This window comes from uncultured Flavonifractor sp. (assembly GCF_944385615.1).
Taxonomy (GTDB): Bacteria; Bacillota; Clostridia; order Oscillospirales; family Oscillospiraceae; genus Flavonifractor.
The window spans coordinates 1-19,464 of sequence record NZ_CALWXV010000018.1 but is presented as its reverse complement, the minus strand read 5'-3'; the positions used below and the strand labels follow the sequence as shown (position 1 = coordinate 19,464).

Annotated in this window: 13 protein-coding genes; 12 read left to right on the top strand and 1 reads right to left on the bottom strand. The window is 59.4% G+C overall.

The features are described from left to right. Positions 1-84: 84 nt before the first annotated feature. Positions 85-711 (top strand): hypothetical protein, encoded by a 627-nt coding sequence (locus tag Q0J75_RS06505; RefSeq protein WP_297198442.1) that lies wholly within the window; start codon positions 85-87, stop codon positions 709-711. 112 nt (positions 712-823) lie between these two features. On the opposite strand, the gene Q0J75_RS06500 is transcribed toward Q0J75_RS06505, so the two are convergent. Continuing rightward, a complete protein-coding gene (locus tag Q0J75_RS06500) occupies positions 824-5,833 on the bottom strand; it encodes an S-layer homology domain-containing protein (RefSeq protein WP_297198439.1) in 5,010 nt (1,669 codons plus the stop codon). A 238-nt stretch (positions 5,834-6,071) separates the two neighbouring features. Here Q0J75_RS06500 and Q0J75_RS06495 point away from each other — a divergent pair, with 238 nt between their 5' ends. The 11 genes from Q0J75_RS06495 to asnS all read left to right on the top strand — a co-directional run. Continuing rightward, positions 6,072-7,214 (top strand): tyrosine-type recombinase/integrase, encoded by a 1,143-nt coding sequence (locus Q0J75_RS06495; RefSeq protein ID WP_297198436.1) that lies wholly within the window; start codon positions 6,072-6,074, stop codon positions 7,212-7,214. A 78-nt stretch (positions 7,215-7,292) separates the two neighbouring features. After that, complete coding sequence (locus tag Q0J75_RS06490) at positions 7,293-8,372, top strand: PfkB family carbohydrate kinase (protein ID WP_297198433.1); 1,080 nt, start codon at positions 7,293-7,295, stop codon at positions 8,370-8,372. 39 nt (positions 8,373-8,411) lie between these two features. Beyond that, on the top strand, positions 8,412-9,335 hold the full coding sequence (locus Q0J75_RS06485) for a pseudouridine-5'-phosphate glycosidase (protein ID WP_297198430.1): 924 nt from the start codon (positions 8,412-8,414) through the stop codon (positions 9,333-9,335). 164 nt (positions 9,336-9,499) lie between these two features. Beyond that, positions 9,500-10,264, top strand: a complete 765-nt coding sequence (locus tag Q0J75_RS06480; protein ID WP_297198427.1) for an ABC transporter ATP-binding protein — start codon at positions 9,500-9,502, stop codon at positions 10,262-10,264. Next, positions 10,254-12,026, top strand: a complete 1,773-nt coding sequence (locus Q0J75_RS06475; RefSeq protein ID WP_297198424.1) for an ABC transporter permease — start codon at positions 10,254-10,256, stop codon at positions 12,024-12,026. The genes Q0J75_RS06480 and Q0J75_RS06475 overlap by 11 nt, the downstream gene beginning before the upstream one ends. 139 nt (positions 12,027-12,165) lie before the next feature. Continuing rightward, entirely contained in the window at positions 12,166-12,396 is a 231-nt protein-coding gene (secG, locus tag Q0J75_RS06470) for a preprotein translocase subunit SecG (protein ID WP_297198492.1), read from the top strand. 177 nt (positions 12,397-12,573) lie between these two features. Continuing rightward, positions 12,574-13,347, top strand: a complete 774-nt coding sequence (locus tag Q0J75_RS06465) for a helix-turn-helix domain-containing protein (RefSeq protein ID WP_297198419.1) — start codon at positions 12,574-12,576, stop codon at positions 13,345-13,347. Then, positions 13,247-15,475 (top strand): ribonuclease R, encoded by a 2,229-nt coding sequence (rnr, locus tag Q0J75_RS06460; protein WP_297198488.1) that lies wholly within the window; start codon positions 13,247-13,249, stop codon positions 15,473-15,475. Before Q0J75_RS06465 ends, rnr begins: the two co-directional genes overlap by 101 nt. Continuing rightward, entirely contained in the window at positions 15,472-16,743 is a 1,272-nt protein-coding gene (gene nagZ / locus Q0J75_RS06455) for a beta-N-acetylhexosaminidase (protein WP_297198416.1), read from the top strand. The genes rnr and nagZ overlap by 4 nt, the downstream gene beginning before the upstream one ends. A 24-nt stretch (positions 16,744-16,767) precedes the next feature. Continuing rightward, a complete protein-coding gene (locus Q0J75_RS06450; RefSeq protein WP_297198413.1) occupies positions 16,768-18,216 on the top strand; it encodes an APC family permease in 1,449 nt (482 codons plus the stop codon). A 49-nt stretch (positions 18,217-18,265) separates the two neighbouring features. After that, a partial coding sequence (gene asnS / locus Q0J75_RS06445) for an asparagine--tRNA ligase (RefSeq protein ID WP_297198410.1) occupies positions 18,266-19,464 on the top strand: 1,199 nt, incomplete at its 3' end.

The window sequence follows — 19,464 nt, the reverse complement described above, 5'->3', positions numbered from 1 at the left end:
AAATCCCATGCCAAAGGGGTCCTTGGGAAAAATCAAAAGTGGGGCAAAGGGCCTCACATACAGAGAAACAGAGGGAGGAATCGCATGGGTACATTCACACCAAATTATCAGCTGCACCAGTGGGACCCGCAGGACAATTTCCTGCGGACCGATTTCAACACCGACTTGAGCAAAATCGACACTGCTCTGGCCGGTAAGGCTGACAACAGCGCCATCACCAGCTTGCAGGGGCAGCTCAACAGCAGCATCGGCAATCTGCAAGGCCAGATCAACAATCTACCCAATCCAGACGCCATTTCCAATCTGCAAAATCAAATCAACACCCAGCAGCAGCAGATCAACAGCAAGCCCGGCTTCGATTCCATCACCAATTTGCAGAACCAAATCAACACCCAGCAGGGCCAGATCAATACCCAGCAGGGCCAAATCAACTCACTGTCCAGCGGCAAGGCGGAGTTTGTCCGGGGCAGCTATACTGGCAACGGCACGAGCAATATACCTTACAACCAAATTTCACAAACAATCAATTTGGGATTTCAGCCAAAGGCAGTTTTTGTTTCAGGCGGGAATTTTTATGGAATCGCCATTGGCAACAACCAAACCACTCTGCTCCGCATTGTTTCTACAGGCATGGAAGTCACATATGACTATGCGTATGGTGATACGCCAAACACAAGCGGAATCTCATACACATATCTGGCTTTGCGCTGAGAGCTTGCTTTTTACGGGCAGAGCTATAAATTGCATCAAACATAAAAAGGACCCCCGGGAAACCCGGGGGTCCTTTGATTGCAGTTTATCTACAATCAAGAGTCAGCAATTTTTAGCCAACAGTCAGAGAAGCATCGACAGTACCGAAGGTCACGTTGTAGATGTCGTAACCGTTCTCAGCCTTGACATACTGATAGGTAGCGCCGTTAAAGCTGACCTTCTCACCAGCCTTCACGCTGACAGTCGCAGTGCTGTTCTGAGAGACGTACAGAGAATTGCCGCTCACAGGCACATTGTTGACCATAACGTTGGTGCTGGACTTAACAGTGAACTGCACCATGGGAGTGGTAGCCTCAGCCTTCAGGACAATGGTCTTGCCCTCGGCCTGAGCCAGGATGGTGGTGGTCAGAGTGTAGGTGCCGTCGGGATTGGCAGGCAGCTCCACCCAAGCCTTCTCATCAGCAATGGCGCCGGCGCTAAGGATCTGATAGTAAACCTTCAGGCCCTCATAGCCAACATTGTTGAACTGCAGGAACATCTCCTTGTTGGAGACGGTCTCAATGTTGCCGGCAACAGCGGTAAACTTGGTATCGCCGGAAACCTTGTAGGCGCTCAGGGTCACATTGCTGGAGTCAACAGTGGTGTTCAGGGTGACCTTCTTGCTGTCATTCACCTTGACTTCCAGCTGGTAGAAAGTCTCATTCCGCTTGTCAGCCTTCACAGAGAAGGTTACAAAACCAGCGGCAACAGTACCAGTCTTGTCAGCGTCGGCATCGGTGATGTCCGCGATATTGGTGGTACCAGCCTTGAAGTTTGCCACGGTAGCAGAGGACTCCTTGGTTACGATGGACAGCTGAGTGGCCACAGTATCCCAAGCCAGGTTGTAGGTCAGCTCGACCTCATACTTGATGGGGTGCTCCTCGCTCCCGTTAGCAGTGCTATCGTCCACCTTGGAGGCGGTCACGCCCTTCACGGTGATGCTGGTCAGAGAAGTGTCTTTAATGGCATCGCCCACAGTGACATGCACTCTGTAGGTGACAGCATCAGCAGTGGGGCTGGACAGCACGATGGTGTAAACGCCGGTAGAAAGAGCGTTGGTGCCAGTGTTGCCCACGATTGCGTTGTTGTGCTCATCGCGGATGGACACAGTCACATTGGTGGTGTCATTGGCCAGGGAGTAAGCGAAGGCAACGCTGTTGGTGTTGTTGGCAGCAGCATAGCTCAGGTTGACATAGAGGTCGGAGCCGCTGACAGCAATGCTCTGGCCCTTCACGGTCAGGCTGCCCAGAGCCAGGCCGGTGCCGGGCTTGCCGCTCTCAGAGCCAGTCTCAACGGTAGCGCCGTCAGAGATGGAGACAACGCCGTTGGGGGCGCTGATGGTGCCGGTCACGGTCACATGGGAGTTAGCGCCGATGACCACGCTGCCAGTGCTGGCAACAATGCTGCCGGGCACGTTCACAGTACCGCCATTGATGGTGACAGAACCAGCGGTCAGGGTCTTGCCGGAAACATAGTTCTGGGAAATGGTGCCCTTGGCATCCACGATCACGCTGCCAGCCATGTTCACAGCGGAACCGGTGGTCAGGGTCACGTTGCCGTCCACAGTGCCAGCAGTACCAACCTGCAGAGTACCGTTACCGGAGATGGTACCGTTGCCAGCCATAACCAGGTTACCGGCAGCAGTCTTACCCACAGTCAGGGTACCGCTCTTGATGGTCAGGTTACCAAAGACGATCATAGTATTGGTGCTGTTGATCTCGCCGCCAACGTTGAGAATGGTATCGTTGGACTCATAGTGGCCGTTGATTACCAGGTAGTTCCAAGCGTCAACAGTGCCGTTGCGAGAGCAGAAGTGGACGCCGGTGTCAATGGTGTTGGTGGCAGTGTTGGTAACAGTAGCACCCAGAGTGGCGCTATTGTACACATGGGTATCAGCCTTGATGGAGATGTTATCAGCGGTCTCCAGAGCCAGAACCTGGGTGGGAACCACGATGTTGGAGTTGGCGTAGTAGGTGCCGTAGACGCGCAGGTTGCCCTGGCCAGTCACGTTGTTAGTAGCAGTAGTGGTCAGGTTGCCCTCCACCTGAACGGTGATACCAGCGGGGATGTTCAGGGGGTAGGTCAGGGTCAGGTTGCCAACCACACGGACGTTCTTGCCGCTGTTCAGAGCCTGAGCCAGCTGCATGTAGTCATAGATGGTACCGGTAGCCCAAACAGTCTCATAGTTGGTCAGGTTCCAGTCGAAGGTGCAGCTGGTGCCATAGATGTTGTCGCTGTCCATATCCCACACCCAAGCGGTCTTCATGGTCTTACCGCTGTTGGTGTCAACAACCACGGCCCACTTCTTGTTGACATAGTCGAAGCTGCCGGTGGTGACCTCATCATTGGCGCTGTCAACATCGGTGACATCCCAGATGTTGGTGTTGCCCAGGATGGTCAGGTAGGTGCCGTTCACATCCACAGTGCCGTTCTGCAGCAGGGCGGCGGGCTTAGCGGCAATAGCGCTGGTGGTGTCGATGGTGTACTTGCCGTTGCCGTCCACACCGTACTTGTAAGCCTTCATGAAGGAGGCGTTGGTACCGAAGGCAGTGCCATAGTCAGACTTAGAAACAGTGATAGCAGCGGTGGTGCCGTCTTCAAAGACAACGTTCAGCTCCAGGTTCTTGGAGTCAACAGCGTTGGCGTTCAGAACCAGCATGTAGTTGGCGGTGTTGGTGGTCAGCTCAGCGTTGAACAGAACCACGTCAGCCAGAGAGGAAGCAACATACTGGCCGCCGCTCTTGGTGATGACAGGATAGACCTGAGCATCCACATTGGCAGCCACATCGCCCATGTTCTCCCAGCCAGTGGCCACGCCATACTTCACGGTACCGTCGTCCTTCACGTCATAGTAGAAAGCGATGGTGTTCTTGTCAATGGCGAAGGTCTCCTGGACAGCGGTGCCCTTCACATTCACGTTCAGGTAGCCGTTGCCGTTCTCATACTTGCTGTTCAGATTGTACTGCAGGTTGGCGGGGAAATTGGGGTTGGAGGAGTCGATCTTGGCAACAGCCTTGCTGTTGTCGTCGATGGTGATCTTGCTCTGATCGCCGTTGCTGGCCACAGTCAGCTTACCAGCGGTCAGGCCGTTCAGGTTGAGGACGTTCTCAATGGTCAGGATGTTGTCCTCGGTCAGAGAGTACTCAATCACGGTACCGGCAGCATTGTTCAGGTTGTTGCCAGTGGTAGTACCGCCAATGTTATTGTTTACGTCGCGGGTGCCCAGATAGTTCTCCAGGCCAGTCTCGCCATTGGTGAAGCAGTCGTCAGAAGCCTTCCAGTCGATGGTGTAGGTCTGCTCCACGTTATCAGCACGCAGGATCTTGACCTCGCCAGCCTTGGTAAGAGCGTTCTGAGTCCAAGCGGAACCGATCACCAGGCCGTAGTTGGCAACCACATCCTCAGCAGGACGGAAGGCCACGATGTAGCCGTTGGAGTCCAGGATGAAGTCGTACTTGGTGTCGAACTTGGCGCCAGTGCTCTGGCCGGCGTTCTCGATGTAGAAGCGGGTGATGTCAGCGTCCACCTGAGACTCGACCTCACGGATGTAGGACATCTTGTAGGTCTCGCCGTCGTCCACGGTGATGTACAGCTCCTCAGCCTGGTCGCGATCCACACGGGTCATGGTGCCGGTCACGATGGTGGGCTCGGTGATGTAAGTACGGCCGCCGTACTGGACATACAGGATCAGGTCGTCAGCAGCCAGCTCCATGCTGGTCACCACGTCGGCGTTGTCCAGAACCTGAGTGGTGGTGCTGGCCTTGCTGGTAGTGGTGGTCAGAATGCCGTTGGCATCCACAACAGGCACGTTGATGGTGACGGTCTCGTCCTTGGTGTTGGTGCGGACAACGTTGGACAGGGTCTCGCGGATGTACAGCACGTACTCCACGTCGCCGTCGTTGTTGTTGTCGATCAGCTTCACGTCAACACCGTTCATGTTGAACTTGCTGGCAGTCTTGGTCCAATCGTAGTCGCTGATGAGCTCAGCGGCCTTGGAAGCAGTCTCATAGCCGTAGTTCACATAGTACTCGGTGTCGTCGGTCACGGACAGGCCGGTGCCCTTCAGCAGGTCGGTCACCTTGCTGCTGTTGGCCACAGTGCCCTCGATCACGTTGACCTTGTCGTCCACGGTCACGCCCAGCACGGTGGAGTTGGCCAGAACGGTGGTCTTCTTGATGTACATGGTGACAGCCTTACCCAGCATGCTCACGTCGGTGGACACGTTGAAGGTCACAGGCTCCTTCTCCTCCACGTACTCAGCAACAGTGGTGTTGGAGGTGGTGGAAGCGTACACCTTGACATGATCCAGGGTGGTCTTGCCAGTCTTGGCAGTGGCCTCGGAGTTGGTCTGATTCAGCTCAGCCCACTCGTTGGCGGTCACAATACCCTCGACCTTGTACACGCCGTACTTGTTGGACAGCAGGGTGCGGTGATCCTCGAAGATCATGGCATAGCCGTCCTCGTACTTCTGGATCATCTCAACGTCCAGAGCGTTGTAGATGAGCAGAGCAGCGTTGTCACGGTTCAGGTTCTCAGCGGTGGGAGCAGTCAGGTCATCAAAGATACCCAGGGTAGAAGCCAGAGAGGTGGTCTTGATGGCCCAGGAAGCACCGGTCAGACCCTCAACCTCGGGGTCGTAGCCGATAGCCACCAGCAGCATCTTGGCGGCCTCATTGCCGGTAACAGGGGCAGTGGGGTCGAAGGTGCCGTTGCCACGGCCGGCGATGATGCCCAGGCTGTAGCAGTAGTTGATGTAGCCCTTGGCCCAGCTGTTGTCGATGTCAGTCAGGCCAGTCTCGAGGTTGGCGTACAGATCATTGACATCAGCACCCTGGTTCAGGATGGTGGCAATCATCTTAGCCATCTCGGCACGGGTCACATTATCCTTGGGGGCATAATAAGACCCATCTTCCTTGCCGTTGATCACGCCCAGAATGGTGAGCATGGAAACGGCGTCCTTGTTGACGATCTCATCCTTATCGGAGAAGTCGTCAACACCCGCAGCACCGGCGCCGACTACCATCATGCCCATCAGCATGAGAGCGGCCAGAACCAGACTGAGAGTCCGCTTGAGGTTTCTCATTGGGAATTCCTCCTTATTTTTTTTCGACCCTGGTCTAGATGAGGGAACATACTCTTAGAAAAATGAAAACCTGTTGTACAGCAAGGGATTACCGGGATGGAGCTGGCTACCGGTAGCCAGCAGGTAGCCATTTTTCAAGGAAAAGTGGGGGGAGGGGGGCATTGACGGTAGAGAAAAACCCTGACAGAATAGGCAGTAAGTTCAAATTCGACCAATTACGACAAGGGGAGGGCTAACCATGGCACGAAAGACAATCAAAAAAAATTTAGCTTATGACGATCAGAAAAATTTATATTATGCGGTGTTTAATTACGGCACAAATTCCAGGGGCCGCCGGGACAGACGGGTGCGCACCTTTGTAGATCAGGAGTCGGCAGAGGCCGCCCTGGAGCGGTTTCAGAGGGGCAACAGCACCGAACTGCCCCGGGACTGCCGGCTGCTGACCGTAGAAGAGTGGCTGAACTACTGGTTGGAGGAGATTGTGGCACCCAATCGAGCCTATACCACCTATTACTGCTATCGGGGGATCATCAAAAACCACATCAACCCCATCCTGGGGGATCTCCGGGTTCAGCAGCTGGAGGCCTGGCATATTCAAAAATATTACGCCCACAAGCTGCGGGAGGGAAAATTGGACCCCAACAGCATCCATAAGCACCATATTCTGCTCCACACCGCCCTTCAGATGGCTTACCGGCAGCATATTTTGCAGGAAAATCCCGTCGCCCGGGTGGAGCCGCCCAAGGAGCACCCAACCAAGCAGTTTTTCTACACCCCGGAGCAGTTGCGGGACCTGTTTCGGGCGGTGGAGGGCTGTTGGCTGGAGCCGGTGGTCAAGCTGGGCGCCTATCTGGGCCTGCGCCGGGGGGAAATCTGCGGCCTACGCTGGAAAGATGTGGATTTTGAGCACTGGGTCATCCGCATCCGCGTGACCCGCACCACCGCTGGGGAGCGAGTGGTGGAAAAGGAGCCCAAGACTCAGAATTCCATTCGCACCCTGGGTATCGCAGGGCTGGATGATTTGATCCAGCTGCTCCGGGCTACCCGGGCCAAACAGCTGAAGCAAGCCGCTGAGTGCCCCGACTATGTGGACAGCGGTTATGTCCTCACCGACAACAAAGGCGCCCCCAGGCATCCCAACATGGTGACTGTGGCCTTCCGGGCGTTTGTGGAGGAGCATGATCTGCCCCCGATCACCGTCCACGGCCTGCGCCACACCTTTGCCAGCGTGGCCAACAGCGCCAGAGTACCTTTGGTGGATATTGGAAAAGCTCTGGGCCACAAGGATGTGTCCATTACCGGGCGGGTGTACACCCACATTTTTGACCAGACTCACCAGGAAGTGCTTAACACTGTGGCTGCCCAGATCCAGGCGGGGTAACCCCTTTTGATTGTCTCTTGACAAGAGGAGAATATAAGCATAAGATTAGTATATAGATAAATGCTTAGGAGGTGCCCCATGACCCAGCGGGAACGGCAGATCCTCAAATGGATCGAGGAAAATCCCATGATCTCCCAGCAGGAGCTGGCCGACAAGGCCGGTATCACCCGGTCGTCGGTTGCGGTCCACATCTCCAACCTGATGAAGCAGGGACACATTGCCGGCAAGGGCTATATTGTCCGCACCGCCCCTTATGCAGTGGTGGTGGGCGGGGTCAACCTGGATATTGGCGGGCGGTCTCTGGGCGAGCTGGTGCCGGAGGACTCCAACCCGGGACAGGTGCGTACCAGCCTGGGGGGCGTGGGCCGGAATATTGCCCACAATATGGCTCTGCTGGGGGTAGATGTGCGGCTGCTCACCGCCTTTGGAGACGATCTCAACGCCCAGCGCATCGCCGCCAGCTGCGGAGAGCTGGGTATTGACATCAGCCAGTGTCTGACAGTGCCGGGAGGTGCTACCTCCACCTATTTGTTTATCGCGGACCACAAGGGGGATATGGCTTTAGCCGTCAGCGATATGGAGATTTATGACCATATAACCCCCGCTTTTCTGACAGGGCGGTCCCGGCTGCTGCAAAATGCCCAGCTGCTGGTGGTAGATACCAACATTCCGGCCCAGTCCATTGCCTGGCTGGCCGACAATATCCGGCTGCCCATCTTTGCCGACCCGGTGTCTACTGCCAAAGCGGAAAAGCTGCGGCCGGTGTTGGGCAAGCTCCATACCCTCAAGCCCAACCGTCTGGAGGCCCAGCTGCTCTCCGGCATCACCATCACCGACGAGGCCAGCCTGCATGCGGCGGCCGACGCCCTGCTGGAAACCGGCCTGCGGCGGGTGTTTATCAGCCTGGGGGGAGATGGAATGCTGGCTGCTGACCACCATCAGCGGCTCCACGTGCCCTGCTGTCCCGGCCGGATGGTCAACACCACCGGCTGCGGGGACGCGGGTATGGCGGCCATTGCCTGGGCCTATCTGGAAGGTACCGACCTGGAGGGCACCGCCAGGGCCGCCATGGCGGCGGGTGCCATCGCCATGGAGAGCGGCGAGACCATCAATCCGTCCATGAGCGCCCAACTGCTCAAAAAACGAATGGAAGCGTAATACAGGATACCGATTACAATCAATTTGGAGGGAAGCAACATGAATCTCAACAAGTATCTGGACGTAGCCCCTGAAGTGGCCCAGGCTGTGGCGGAGGGCCGCCCGGTGGTGGCCCTGGAATCCACCATCATTTCCCACGGTATGCCCTATCCTCAGAACGTGGAGACCGCCCTGAAGGTGGAGCAGATCATCCGGGAGAACGACGCGGTGCCCGCCACCATCGCCATTCTGGGTGGACGGCTGAAGGCCGGACTGACCGTGGAGGAGATCGAGTATCTGGGCAAGCAGGGCCAGGCGGTGACCAAGGCCAGCCGTCGGGACCTGGCGGTGCTGGTGGCTCAAAAGGCTGACGGCGCCACCACCGTTACCACCACTATGATGATCGCCCACATGGCGGGCATCCAGATTTTCGCCACCGGCGGCATTGGCGGCGTCCACCGTGGGGCCGAGACCACCATGGACATCTCCGCCGATCTGGAGGAGCTGGCCTCCACCCCCGTCATGGTGGTGTGCGCTGGCGCCAAGTCCATCCTGGACCTGGGCTTGACCCTGGAGTATTTGGAGACCCACGGCGTGCCCGTCATCGGCTACGGCACCAAGGAGCTGCCCGCCTTCTATACCCGGAAGAGCGGCTTTGAGGTGGACTACCGCATGGACACCCCGGAGGAGCTGGCCGCCGCCTTCCACGTCTCCCAGACGTTGGGCCTCAAGGGTGGTATGCTGGTGACCAACCCCATCCCCGAGGAGTTTGCCATGGACCATGACATTATCAACAAGGCCATCGACGAGGCCATTGCCCAGGCCAATGCCCAGGGCATCCACGGGAAGGCCACCACCCCCTTCCTGCTGGCCAAGGTAAAGGAGCTCACCGGCGGGGACAGCCTGGACTCCAATATCCAGCTGGTGTTCAACAACGCCCGTCTGGCCGCCAAGACGGCCGCCGCCCTGTGTCAGCTGGGCTGAGCGGGCAAACCTGAAGATCAAACCAAATGCAAAGCCGCCGTGGGAGCCGAATCAAGTCGGTTTTCCACGGCGGCTTTCCAGTTTCACAAAAGGGTAAGAGGGTATTTAGAAATTTTTAAGATGGATCTGGTATGCTATATACAATCTGAGAAGGAGGCATACAGATGGAGCAGATCCTGAAAGTAGAGGGCCTTTGCCGGGACTATGGCAAAGGCACGGTCACCCATGCGGTGGACCATGTGGATTTTTCGGTGGAAAAGGGGGAATTTGTAGGCATTATGGGCCCGTCGGGCAGCGGAAAAACCACGCTGCTCAACTGCATTTCCACCATTGATACCCCTACGGCGGGGCATATCTGGGTGGAGGGCAGGGACATTACCACCCTGAAGCAGAAGGGACTCTCCCGGTTCCGGCGGGAACGGCTGGGCTTTGTGTTCCAGGACTGCAACCTGCTGGACACCCTCACTGCCTATGAAAATATCGCTCTGGCCCTGACCATCCGCAAGACCCCGGCCCAAAAGGTGGACGCCCTGGTGCGGGAGACCGCCCAGCTGTTGGAGATCACCGACTGTCTGAACAAATACCCCTACCAGATGTCAGGCGGCCAGCAGCAGCGGACGGCGGCGGCCCGGGCCATCGTTACCGAGCCTGCCCTGGTGCTGGCTGACGAGCCCACCGGCGCTTTGGATTCCAAATCCGCCCGGCTGCTGCTGGAACGGTTTGAGCTGATGAATCAGCTCCGGCAGGCCACCATTCTCATGGTGACCCACGACGCCTTTACCGCCAGCTATTGCCACCGGATTCTGTTCCTGCAGGATGGGTCCCTTTTTGCCCAGGTGGAACGGGGGAACCAGGACCGCAAGGACTTTTTCCGGCAGATCATCGGCGTGGTGACCCAGCTGGGAGGTGACCAGAGCGATGTTCTCTAAGCTGGCGGTCAAAAATGTGGGGCGCAGCTTCCGGGACTATGGGGTGTATTTCCTCACTGTGGCCTTCGGCGTGTGCCTGTTTTATGTGTTCAACGCCCTGGAGACCCAGACGGTCATCCGCTATCTGTCATCCCATCAGCGGCAGGAGCTGGTGGGGGCCATTCAGCAGCTCATCGGGGTGCTGTCTGTCTTTGTGTGGTTCGTGCTGGCCTTTTTGATTCTCTATGCCTCCGGCTTTCTGGTCCGCCGCCGGTCCAGAGAGATGGGCACCTATCTGATGCTGGGTATGGAGCGGTGGCAGGTGGCCCGGCTGCTGCTGGCCGAGACGGCGGTTACCGCCCTGGTGGCCCTGGCGGTGGGACTGGCCCTGGGCGTGGTGCTGTCCCAGGCGTTGTCGGTCTTTACCGCTGGGCTGTTTGCCGTTCCCCAGACAGAGTTTCAATTCAGCGTATCTCTGCCCGCCTTGCTCCGTACCATCCTGGCCTTTGTGGGGATCTTCCTGCTGGTGATGCTCTATCACGCCTTTACCGTCTCCCGGCGGAAGCTCATTGACCTGCTGCGGGCCCGGCGGGTCAATCAGGAGCTGAAGGTCCGCAGCCTGGGGATGTCGGTGGTCCTCTTTCTGGTGGGGTGCGCCCTGCTGGTGGTGGCCTATGCCATGCTCCTCACCCGGGGGCTGCTGCGGGTGGACGGCCTGTTTTGGGTGATGATCGGCCTGGGCAGCCTGGGGACCCTGCTGTTTTTCCGGGCCCTGTCCGGTTTTCTGCTGCGGCTGTGCCAGAGCAATAAAAAGCTCTACTATAAAAATCTGAACATGTTTATTCTGCGGCAGTTCAACGCCAGCATCAACACCACCTATCGGTCTATGACGGTGATCTGCCTGATGCTGCTGCTGGCCATCGGCATCACCGCCACCTCGGTGGGCCTGAATAACACCGTGAGCCAGATGGCAGATCAGACCATCTTCCAGGATGTGGAGCTTGTTGCCTGGCCGGAGGAAGAGGGAGACACCCTGGATTTGGCCGCCGCACTGGAGGCAGGCGGCTTTGACCCGGAACAGCAGTGCAGCAGCTGGACCACCTTTCCCCTGTACCAGAACGAGGCGGGAGAACCCTGTCTGCTCCAGCAGGATTACGATGCCTACGTGTCCGCCTGGGGGCAGGAGCCGGCCGACGCCTTTCTGGAGAGCTGGGGCGCCCGGATCGTAGACGGAGAGGGGGCGGGGCTGACCGCGCTCCGGTGGTACTTTTTGGCCGACTATGCCGGAGATCCCAATGAGGCAGAGCAGCTGTTTCTCCAGGCGGCGGGCTACATTCCCGATACCGGCGGCTATCAGTACACCACCAAGCAGTCCATCTGGATGGACCTGATGGGTACGAAAGTGCTGGTGCTATTCATCGGCCTCTATCTGGGGGTGGTGTTTCTGGTGGCTTCGGCGGCAGTGCTGGCCCTTCAGCAGCTCAGCCAGGCCGCCGACAGCGCCGGGCGCTATCAGGTCCTCTCCCGGCTGGGAGTTTCGGAAAAAATGCGGGGCCGGTCGGTGGATATCCAAGTCTTTCTGGCCTTTTTCCTGCCCCTGGCTCTGGCCCTGGTCCACGCCGTGGTAGGCATGACCGCCGCCAACGCCGTCATCGCGGAGGTGGGCCGGGTGGACGCCGCCGCCTCAAGCGCCGTGACTGCTCTGCTGCTGGTGGCGGTGTACGGAGGCTATTTCCTGGCTACCTGCTGGGGAAGCCGCCGAATCCTGCGGGCAGCGGCGTAAAAAATACAAAAAGCCCTTGCAATCGGCCTTCATCTGTGCTATTATTTCTCTTACGTGTAAGAGACGGCGCGGCTTTCGTGCGCCCAAACATAGCGTGGAGATTGCCCCGTCCCCGGGGCCGAAAGGACGATGTAGCGTGATTCCGAAGCTGATCCTGAGCATTATCGACGTGGCAGCTTGCCTGTTCCTCATCGCCGTGGTGCTGCTCCAGTCCGGCAAGAGCGCCGGTCTGTCCGGCGCCATCGCCGGTGTGGCCGACACCTTCCTGGCCAAGAACAAGGCCAAGAGCTGGGACGCCAAGCTGGCCAAGATGACCAAGTGGGTGGCCATCGGGTTTATGATCCTGACCTTTGTCATCTGCCTGCTCTGAGAAAGCGAATAAAAACGCCCTTCCGGTTTTCGGAAGGGCGTTTTTTGTTGTGAAAAAGGCGAATGCAACCGGCAGTTGTCAAATTGTATCTCACTTTAGGTTGCGCTGCCGGCTGTAGTTTGCTATGCTGGACTCCGTCAAGGGCCATTGACCATTCTTTGTTTCGGAGGGTTGGAAATGGAATTTCAGCAGCGGCTCTATGAGTTGAGGAAAAAAACCGGACTGTCCCAGGAAGGGCTGGCAGAGCTTTTAGGGGTATCCCGGCAAGCAGTGCAGAAGTGGGAGACAGGCGCCTCACGGCCCGACCTGGACAACCTGGCCGCCCTGGCCCGGTACTTCAATGTGTCGCTGGATTACCTGGTCACCGGGCAGGAGCGTCAGACTGCCCCGGAACAGCCTCCCACCACCATCGTCAACAACTACTATACCTGCTATCAGTATGAGTACAAGAGCAAGCGTACCCTTTTCGGACTGCCCCTGGTCCATATCCGCTTTGGACACCGTGGGATTGGGATTGCCAAGGGCATTCTGGCCGTGGGCAACTATGCGGTGGGCGTGGTGGCGCTGGGCGGTGTTTCCTTTGGACTGTTCAGCGTGGGTGGATTGTCTCTGGGCCTGCTCTTTGCGCTGGGGGGCTGGGCTGTGGGCGGCCTAGCCATCGGGGGGCTTGCCATGGGGCTCATTGCCCTGGGCGGCGGGGCCGTGGGCCTGTTTGCCATGGGGGGCGGCGCCTTGGGCATGTACGCCGCCGGGGGCGGGGCGATTGCCTCGGAAATCGCCATCGGCGGTTCGGCCCATGCCCCGCTGGCCATCGGCCAGGCGGCGGAGGGTGCCCTTACCTTTGGGCCGAATGCAGACCCGGCGGCAGTGGAAGCCGCCATCCGGGCGGCGGCTTCCGGCGCACCCCGGTTTCTCCAGAATCTTCTTGTCTTTCTGGCACAGAACTGGTAGGAAAACAGGGCTGTCGGAGGGTTCTTATCTTTTGTTGAGAAGAACGGAAAAAGGGGGTATAATAATCGAAAGTGAACACAGAAAGGAATCATCTATGAAAGAATTACAAGAATTGATTGGTATTTACCAGGCCAGCGGCCGGGGATTCGGTTTCTTGATCCCGGAGGAGGGAGAGGACTGCTTCGTCCCGCCCCGGGCCAACGGCGGGGCCTGGAATGGAGATAAGGTGGCTGCCAGCGTCATTGAGGAGGATCGGTCGGCGGGCCGCCGGGTGGCCAAGGTGACGCAGGTGCTGGAGCGGGCCAACAAGACGGTCACCGGCGTGCTGGAGCGAAAGGACCACACCCTCTGGCTGCGGCCCGACAATGACAAGCTGCCCGGCCCCATTCAGGTCTTTACCAAACGGAAAGGAGTGCGGGCGGGGGAGCGAGCCGCCGTGGCTATGACCAGCTTCGGCGGCGGCAAGACTGTCCCTATGGGCACCCTGCAGGAGCGATTCGGCCCCGCGGACCGGCGGGAGAGCGCTGTGGAGGCCATCCTCTACACCCACGATATCGAACGGGCCTTTCCGCCCGCCGTGCTGGCGGAGGTGGAACGGGTGCCCCAGGCAGTGGAGCCCTCCGCCCTGGCAGGGCGGCTGGACCTGCGGGACAAGACTATTATTACCATCGATGGGGCATCCTCCAAGGACTTTGACGATGCGGTGAGTCTGGAGCGGGATGGGCAGGGCCGCTGGGTGTTGGGGGTGCATATCGCCGATGTGAGCCACTATGTCAGGGAGGGCTCCCAGCTGGACTTGGAGGCCTTCGAGCGGGGGACCTCGGTCTATTTTGCCGACCAGGTGGTGCCCATGCTGCCGGTGGAGCTGTCCAACGGCATCTGTTCCCTGAATCCCCAGGTGGACCGGCTGGCTCTGTCCTGTATTTTGACCCTCAACCCCGATGGAACGGTGGCAGACTACACCATCCAGAAGTCGGCGATTTGCTCCGCTGAACGAATGACCTATGAGGACTGCAACGTGCTGTTAGCCGGAGAGGACCCGGCATTGGCGGAGCGGTATGGCCACATTCTGCCCATGTTGCAGGACATGGCCGCCCTGGCCAAAGTATTGGAACGGCGGCGGAAAAGCCGGGGGGCCCTGGACCTGGAGACCCGCGAGAGCTATGTGATCTGCGACGGGGAGGGCAAGCCGGTGGCTGTGGCCCTGCGGCAGCAGGGGGAGAGCGAGAAGCTCATTGAATCCTTTATGCTGGCGGCCAATGAGTGCGTGGCGGAGCACCTGAACAAGCTGCAAAAGCCCTGTGTCTACCGGGTCCACGAAAAGCCCTCCAATGATAAGAGCGAGGCCCTGCGTACCCTGGTGGCCCCCTTGGGCTATGATCTGAAGGAGACCGACAGCCACGCCCTTCAGAAGCTGCTGGACTGGGCCAAGGGGCGACCAGAGGAGGGGGCGGTGTCCATGATGGTGCTCCGCTCCCTGATGAAGGCCCGGTATGACGGGGAAAACCTGGGCCACTTTGGCCTGGCGGCCCCATACTACTGCCATTTCACCTCCCCCATCCGCCGCTACCCCGACCTGATGGTCCACCGTATCCTCACCGCCCTGCTGGACGGTACCCTGGACAGACAGGAGAAGAAACTGACCGCCGCTGTCCAGCGGGCCGCCGTCCACTCCTCCCAGCGGGAGCTGGCTGCCCAGGAGGCCGAGCGGGAGATCGAAAAGCGCTACCTGGCCGAGTTTATGGCGGGCCATGTGGGAGAGATCTTCGCCGGTGTGGTCACCGGAGTCACCCGGTTTGGCCTTTTCGTGTCGGTGGCCGGTGGGGTGGAAGGCCTGTTGCCTGCGGAGGCCCTGCCCGGCGGCCCCTGGCATTTTGATGAGGCCCACCTCACCCTGTTGGAGGACAACGGCAGCGGCCGGTACACCTTCGGCATGGCCTTGGAGGTGGAATGTGCCGCCGCCGACCCGGTCAGCGGACAGGTGGACTTTATCCTGCCCGGCGGTACGACGGTACCCCAGCGGGAGCGCCCCAGAGAGAAGGAGCAGACCGAACAGCCCCGGAGAAAAGGGGGCAAACGGCGGGCCATGCATGTGCCCAAACGGCGGAAGGGAGGCCGGAAACGGTGAAAAGACGGATATTTGCTCTGGTACTGTCCTTTGTTGTATTGGCTTTGGGGGCGGGGTGCGCACAGAACGCCCCCGCCGCCGTGACCCCAACCCCAGCGGCCGCGCCCAGCGCCGCCCCAACCGCTACCCCGGAACCCACCCCCACCCCGGACCCGGTGGCGGAGCAGATGGAGACTATGACCACCGAGCAGAAGGTGGGCCAGCTGCTGGTGACAGGGATGGAAGGGACCCAGCCGGGGGAGGACGCCGTTCAGGCCATCCAGACAGCCCAGGTAGGGGGAATCATCCTCTTTGGCCGGAATGTGGAGAGCGCCAGTCAGCTGGTGGAGCTGACCAACGGCCTGAAGGAGCTGAATGGCGATGCGGTGCCCCTCTTCCTGGGGGTGGATCAGGAGGGGGGACGGGTAGACCGGATGCCCCCGGAGGTTGACCGCACCCCCAGCGCCGGACAGGTGGGACAGAGCGAAAACTGGAACGAGATGGGGGCGGCCTATGGCACGCTGCTGTCGGCGGAGTGCGCCGCCTTCGGGTTCAATCTGGACTTTGCCCCCTGTCTGGATATCTGGTCCAACCCGGAGAATACAGTCATCGGGGACCGGGCCTTTGGCGGAGACTGGGAGACGGTGAGCGACTTTGGCTTCTACGCGGTACAGGCCATGGAGGAGGCGGGGAACGTAGTGCCGGTGGTCAAGCACTTCCCCGGCCATGGGGATACCAACACCGACTCCCATGTGGACCTGCCGGTGGTGGACAAGACCCTGGATGATCTGCGGCAGGGCGAGCTGGTCCCCTTCGATATGGCCCTTTCGGGGGAATACTGGGGGGAACCCAAGATGGACCCCGCCCCCGCCGTTATGGTGGCCCATATTCTTATGACCCAGATCGACCCGGACCTGCCCGCCTCTCTGTCTCCCAAGGTGGTTACCGGCCTGCTGCGGCAGGAGATGGGGTATGAGGGGATGGTGTGTACCGACGATCTGACCATGGGGGCCATTTCCAATACATACGGTATGGGGGAGGCCGCCGTCATGGCGGTAGAGGCCGGGTGCGACCTGCTGCTGGTGTGCCATGGGGCGGACAACCTGACGGCCGCCCGGGACGCCCTGCTGGAGGCGGTGGAGACCGGCCGCATTTCCCAGGAGCGGCTGGACGAGAGCGTCTACCGCATCCTGTCGGTCAAGCAGAGCTACGGCCTCACCAGCGACCCGGTGCCGGAGCCTGACCTGGAGGCCCTCAACGCTCAGATCCAGGGGTTTTTGTCCCAATAAGCAGGGGGAAGGGAGTATAGAGACATGGAACGACCGAAAAGCCGGTCCATCAGCTTTTTCGGCCTGGTGGCCATGGGCATCGGCTGTATGCTGGGTACCAGCTGGCTGCTGCTCACCGGTACCTGGCTGGACACGGCGGGAGGCCCTCTGAACCTGGCGGTGGCCTTCCTTCTGTGCGTTGTCATTGAGCTGCCCTTTGCCTTTGCCTACATGGAGGCCATTCCCATGTTTCCCCTGCCGGGAGGCGAAGTGGTATACTCCTACGCCGCCTTCGGCCCCAGGGGCGGCTTCGCCGTGGGCTGGGCAGGTATTTTAATGAATACCATTGTGTTCTGTTGGGTGGATCTGGCGGCCATCTCTCTGTTGGACGAGCTGTTCCCCGTGCTGAAAGAGACGGCGGTGCTCTACCATGTGGGGGAATTTCCGGTGACCCTGCCTAACCTGGTCCTCCAGCTGGCTCTGGCGGGAGCCATTTTGTGGGTCCAGATCAAGGGGGCCAACGTGTGCGCATCCCTGGCCAAAATCGCTACCGTGGTGCTGCTGGTCATGTGCGCCATCGGTCTGGCGGTGTGCTTTGTCCACTTTGACCCGGCAATATACGCCTCTGACGGGGGCATGGAGTTTGATTTTGCCGGCTCGGCCTCTCTGCTGTCTCTGCTGGTGTTCTCGGTGGCCGGGTGGGAGACGGTGTCCAAAGCCGCCGCCGACGCTACCGGCCCCGCCGCCAGAAAGGCGGGGGCGGCCCTTATCACCTGTCTGGTGCTGGTCACCGGCATTTTGTGCCTGGTGTCTACCGCCGTGGCGGGCTGTATGCCTTGGCGGGAGGCGGTGGGCCGTACCGCACCCTTTGCCGATGTGCTGGTGGCTATCACCGGCCTGCCCTGGGTGCGGCTTTTGTTCCTGGTCACCGCCTTTGTAGGGGCGGTGGGGGTGATGAACTCCACCCTCTATTCCTCGGCCCAAATGCTGTATGGCTTGGCCCGGTTTGCCCTGGTGTCCCCCAAATTTGCCGTTCTCCACCCCAAGTACGGCACACCGGTGCGGTGTATCTGCTTTACCGCCGCCTTTGTGGTGCTCACCCCCTTTACCGGCAAGCTGTTTTTCATTCCCTTTATCAACGTGGCCTCCCTTACCACCATCGTCATGTGGGTCATATCCTTCGGAGCGGTGCTGTGGCTGCGGCGGACCCGCGCCGACCTGCGCCGCCCGGTTTCCATGCCCGGCGGACGGGTGACGGCGGTACTGGGGGTGCTGGCCTCGGTGTTTCTGGCGGGAAACATCCTGATTCCAGTCAGCCCCGGCGCCCTCAGCGGTCTGGAATATGCCCTGGCCGCCGCTCTGGCGGCCCTGGGCTGGGGGCTCTACCAGTTCCGGGACCGGTCGGTGAGCCCCGCAGAGCGGCAAAAACGGGTCTTTGGGGAGCTGCTGCCGGGGGAATTGCCTGCAACCCCTTGCAAAACCAGCAAAAAATGATATACTATTGCCCACTGAGACCAATTTTTACGAATCGAGGAATGAGAACATGGAACGCACCAAGATCGCACAGATTTTCGCGGACCAGGAGCAGTTCGGCGGCAAGGAGATCACCGTCTGCGGCTGGGCCCGTACCATCCGGGATATGAAGACCTTCGGCTTTGTGGAGCTCAACGACGGTTCCTGCTTCAAGAACTTGCAGGTGGTCCTGGACGCCAACGTGCTGGACAACTATAAGGAGATCGCCGGGCAGAATGTGGGGGCCGCCCTCATTGTCACCGGCACCGTGGTCCTCACCCCCGAGGCCAAGCAGCCCCTGGAGATCAAGGCCGCCCAGGTCCAGGTGGAGGGTACCTCCACCCCCGACTACCCCTTGCAGAAAAAGCGCCACAGTGTGGAGTACCTGCGGACCATCCAGCACCTGCGGCCCCGCACCAATCTGTTTTCCGCCACCTTCCGGGTGCGCTCTGTGGCCGCCCATGCCATCCACTGCTTTTTCCAGGACCGGGGCTTTGTGTACGCCCAGACCCCGCTGATTACCGCTTCCGACTGCGAGGGCGCCGGCGAGATGTTCCAGGTCACCACCTTGGATTTGAACAACGTGCCCAAGACTGAGGATGGCCAGGTGGACTACTCCAAGGACTTCTTTGGCAAAAAGGCCAACCTTACCGTGTCCGGCCAGCTGAACGCCGAGAACTTTGCTATGGCCTTTGGCAATGTGTATACCTTTGGCCCCACCTTCCGGGCGGAGAACTCCAACACTCAGCGCCACGCCGCTGAGTTCTGGATGATCGAGCCCGAGATGGCTTTTGCCGATCTCAACGACTATATGGATACCGCCGAGGCCATGATTAAGTATATCATCAACACGGTGATGGAGAAGTGCCCCGATGAGATGAACTTCTTCTCCTCCTTTGTGGATAAGGGCCTGAAGGAGCGGCTGGAGCATGTGGCCACCTCCGACTTCGGCCGGGTGACTTACACCGAGGCAGTGGAGCTGCTCAAGCAGAACAACGACAAGTTCGACTACAAGGTGGAGTGGGGCTGTGACCTCCAGACCGAGCACGAGCGCTACCTCACCGAGCAGATTTTCAAGCGTCCCGTGTTCGTCACCGACTACCCCAAGGAGATCAAGGCCTTCTATATGCGCCTCAACGACGACGGCAAGACGGTGGCCGCCGCCGACTGCCTGGTGCCCGGCATCGGCGAGATCATCGGCGGCTCCCAGCGTGAGGAGCGGCTGGACCT

Excerpts from the sequence above, each read along its gene's own strand:
- Q0J75_RS06505 (WP_297198442.1), top strand. The coding sequence starts at position 85 with ATGGGTACATTCACACCAAATTATCAGCTGCACCAGTGGGACCCGCAG.
- Q0J75_RS06500 (WP_297198439.1), bottom strand. The coding sequence starts at position 5,833 with ATGAGAAACCTCAAGCGGACTCTCAGTCTGGTTCTGGCCGCTCTCATG.
- Q0J75_RS06495 (WP_297198436.1), top strand. The coding sequence starts at position 6,072 with ATGGCACGAAAGACAATCAAAAAAAATTTAGCTTATGACGATCAGAAA.
- Q0J75_RS06490 (WP_297198433.1), top strand. The coding sequence starts at position 7,293 with ATGACCCAGCGGGAACGGCAGATCCTCAAATGGATCGAGGAAAATCCC.
- Q0J75_RS06485 (WP_297198430.1), top strand. The coding sequence starts at position 8,412 with ATGAATCTCAACAAGTATCTGGACGTAGCCCCTGAAGTGGCCCAGGCT.
- Q0J75_RS06480 (WP_297198427.1), top strand. The coding sequence starts at position 9,500 with ATGGAGCAGATCCTGAAAGTAGAGGGCCTTTGCCGGGACTATGGCAAA.
- Q0J75_RS06475 (WP_297198424.1), top strand. The coding sequence starts at position 10,254 with ATGTTCTCTAAGCTGGCGGTCAAAAATGTGGGGCGCAGCTTCCGGGAC.
- Q0J75_RS06465 (WP_297198419.1), top strand. The coding sequence starts at position 12,574 with ATGGAATTTCAGCAGCGGCTCTATGAGTTGAGGAAAAAAACCGGACTG.
- rnr (WP_297198488.1), top strand. The coding sequence starts at position 13,247 with ATGCAGACCCGGCGGCAGTGGAAGCCGCCATCCGGGCGGCGGCTTCCG.
- Q0J75_RS06450 (WP_297198413.1), top strand. The coding sequence starts at position 16,768 with ATGGAACGACCGAAAAGCCGGTCCATCAGCTTTTTCGGCCTGGTGGCC.